The 3127-nt window shown below is 67.8% G+C and carries 3 protein-coding genes; all 3 read left to right on the top strand.

Annotation, left to right across the window (positions count from 1 at the left end; translation table 11 throughout):
- The coding region (locus TU34_RS22060) for a hypothetical protein (protein ID WP_203225518.1) at nt 1–499 on the top strand (499 nt) is incomplete at its 5' end.
- A 93-nt stretch (nt 500–592) separates the two neighbouring features.
- Complete coding sequence (locus tag TU34_RS22055; protein WP_045825083.1) at nt 593–2248, top strand: ParB/RepB/Spo0J family partition protein; 1656 nt, start codon at nt 593–595, stop codon at nt 2246–2248.
- A gap of 78 nt (nt 2249–2326) precedes the next feature.
- On the top strand, nt 2327–2653 hold the full coding sequence (locus tag TU34_RS24445; RefSeq protein WP_045825082.1) for a hypothetical protein: 327 nt from the start codon (nt 2327–2329) through the stop codon (nt 2651–2653).
- The last annotated feature ends 474 nt before the right edge of the window (nt 2654–3127 follow it).

Genomic DNA, 3127 nt, shown 5'->3' with positions numbered 1-3127 from the left:
GGACCGCCACCACTTTCCAGACCCCTCGCGATGCTCGGTGGAAACTGCCGTCGGCTCCCCTGTTGTGCTCTGTCCTCCTATGCCGGTCTTTATCTCCCTTGCCAGAAGGGCAAAAAAGTTGGCGGGCAGCGAGACCCGTCACCTAGCGAGGGAGCGTCACGTCATGCAGGTAGATCAGGACATCACCGCAGAACTCGACAACCCGCACCTGTCGGGTGTGAAAGTTGTCGCCGCCATCCGCCGGATCAGCCTGGCCCAGGCCCGCGTCGAACTCCTGACCGAGTGGGACCAGCGCCTCGAAACCGCGATCGCCGCCGAGCTGAACCAGTCGCAGATGTGGGCCGACCTCGCAGGAGATACCGCACCCCACGACCCCGAAGGCGCAAACGGATTCATCGACGCCGCCAGCGAATGCCTCACCGTCGCAGCGCGGTTGCGTTACAAGCGCAGCCAGGCCGCAGACATGATCCGCCTCGCCAGCACCGAACTGGCCGACTAGACCCCCGGCCCCGACCGGGGCCGGACAAAGAAAAACAACCAGCCATTTCCTAGATGGCTGGTTGCTTCCCCACCACAATAGAGGAGAACCACAGTGGGAAACAACCAGAGCACCACCGCCCGTGTCGCTTCCGGCGAGCTGGCCGTCATCGACCCGGCCACGCTGGTCATTGACGCCAACGTGCGCACCGACGTCGCACTCGACAAGGGGTTCGTCGCCTCGATCGCCGAGCGTGGCGTGATCCAACCCGTCATTGCGACCCGCGACGCTGACGGGACGATCCGCGTCCGGGACGGCCAGCGCCGCACCCTGGCCGCACGCGAAGCCGGACTCGACTCGATCCCGGTCTACGTCATCGGCTCCGACGCGGAGGCCGACGCGGCAACGATCGAGCGGGTCACCGATCAGCTCATCGCCAACGAGCACCGCACCGACCTGAGCGCCAAAGAACGCGCACTGGGTGCACAGCAGCTCATCGACCTCGGGGTGTCGCGCACGAAGGTCGCCAAGGCCACCAGTCTGGGCACCACCAAGGCCGTCGACGCGGCGGTGGCCACCGCGAAGTCGACCGTCGCGATGTCGTCGCTCGACGCTGGGTTGACGCTCGATCAGGCCGCGATCATCGCCGGATACGAGGACGCCGACGACGCCGAGGCAGTGCGCGCCCTCTGCGATGCCGCCGTTGACGGCACGTTCGATCACAAGGCGGCTCAGTTGGCCGCTACCGCCAACGAACGCGCCGCCCACCGTGAGGCAGCGGCACCGTTGATCGAGGCCGGATACGAGCTATTGGAGCGCCGCCCGTACTACTACGGTGCCGACGCCCCCGCCGAGCTGGTCCGGCTGGTCCACGCCGAAACCGGCGAGCAGGTCACCGACGACGAGATCGCCACCCTGACCGCCGACCGGCTCGTCGCCTACATCGACACCGAGGTCGAGGAAATCTGGCTCGACAACGACGGCGAGCGCGTCGATGACAGCCTCATCGACTGGTCGCTGCACCCCGACGAGAACCCCGCCGCCGACGATGTCCCGGCCGAGGGCATATTCGACCCCCGCACGCTGACCCGCGACGAGGATGTCACCGCCACCGTTGTGTGGTTCCACCGCGACCCGGCAGTCGACGGACTGATGACCTCAACCGAGTACCGCAACCGCACGATCAACACCGAGAACCTGCGCGGTGACGCCGAGCGCCTGGGCGCGGTCGGCGAGGACGGCACCGTCGATGTCGACGCGGTCCTCGCGTCGAAGGCCGACGCCGAGCGGGCCGCGAAGCGTCGCCTGCTCAAGCTCAACAAGCTCGCCCTTGCGGCCCAGGAGGTGCGTCGGGCGAAGCTGGCCGAGGTCCTGGGGCGCAAGACCCTGCCCAAGGGCACCGGTGCAGCAGTGTCGCGGTTCGTCGCGACCACCATGTGGAGCCACCCCGACCTGTTCCAGATCGCTCGCAGCGGGGCGAACACCAAGGTCATCGCCGCCGAGCTGGTCGGTGGCGACCCGATCGAGGCCCAGGCCCAGGCCAGCACCGAACGCGCCCAGGTCATCACCGCCGCGATCGTCTGCGCCGGATACGAGGCGAACTTCCCCAAGGACGCATGGCGCCAAGCCACCGAGTCGTTCTGGTCCGACGCCAAGGCACGGGTCGCCTACCTCGACTTCCTGACCGAGGTGTTCGGCTACCAGCTCTCCGAGGTCGAGCAGGTTGTCGCCAAGCAGATCGACGCCGAGTCGATCGACCTCGACAGCTAGCACCGTCTGGTCGGTGGGGGCACACCACGCCCCCACCGACCAGCGCGGCCCCGTCGGTCCACGAGCCGAAAGACACCGATGAGCGAACTCGAGTTGTTCCCGCACTGCGCCCTACCGGGACGCGCAAACCTCACCGCCACCCAGGGCCACCCCTGCGGCGACTGCTGCGCCCAGTTCGGTGAGCTGCTGCGCCCGAGCACCGACACCGCACCCATGACCGCCGAGGCCCAGGCCCGCCGCGACGATCAGACCCGCACCGCTCAGCGTGTGCAGCGGGCGATCGCCGCCGAGGCCGGCGACCTCGAACGCCCCAACCAACGCTGCTGGATGTGCACCAAACGCCGCACATGCCGACGAGTCCACGGGCAGTGGGAATGCCGCACGTGTCAACAACACCCGGCATAGTGGATGGCGGTTCCGCCCGGTCAGCCCCTCAACTCGAATCGTTGCGGTCTGTCACCTGACCGGGCGGCCCACACCACCGCGCGATGCGCGGGAACCGCCACAACGGAGCGCCTGCGGCGCGCTAGTCCCCGTGCCGCACCTGCGGCGCGGGTCGCCCACCGGGAGACTGGCCGTTACTCTTCCGGCCAGCGCTGTGGTCGAGCCGCAGTCACGGCAATCGGCCCCGCCGGTGCCGGCGTGCTGCGCACGAAATCGGAACTCCCTGCGGTCGCACTGTCGAAAAGCATTGGTGTTTTTCCCTTCTGGCCGTCCGATTTTGACCGGCGTCGTCCGCCGCACAACAGCGCTGACGCGGCCTCCGGCGGGACCGCCACCACTTTCCAGACCCCTCGCGATGCTCGGTGGAAACTGCCGTCGGCTCCCCTGTTGTGCTCTGTCCTCCTATGCCGGTCTTTATCTCCCTTGCCAGAAGGG

Source organism: Williamsia herbipolensis (assembly GCF_000964005.1).
Lineage (GTDB): Bacteria > Actinomycetota > Actinomycetes > Mycobacteriales > Mycobacteriaceae > Williamsia_A > Williamsia_A herbipolensis.
The sequence above is the reverse complement of the archived record's forward strand: the minus strand, read 5'-3'. Positions and strand labels throughout refer to the sequence as shown.

Bases quoted from the DNA above. Each gene is read 5' to 3' on its own strand.
- TU34_RS24445 (WP_045825082.1), top strand. From the start codon at position 2,327: ATGAGCGAACTCGAGTTGTTCCCGCACTGCGCCCTACCGGGACGCGCA.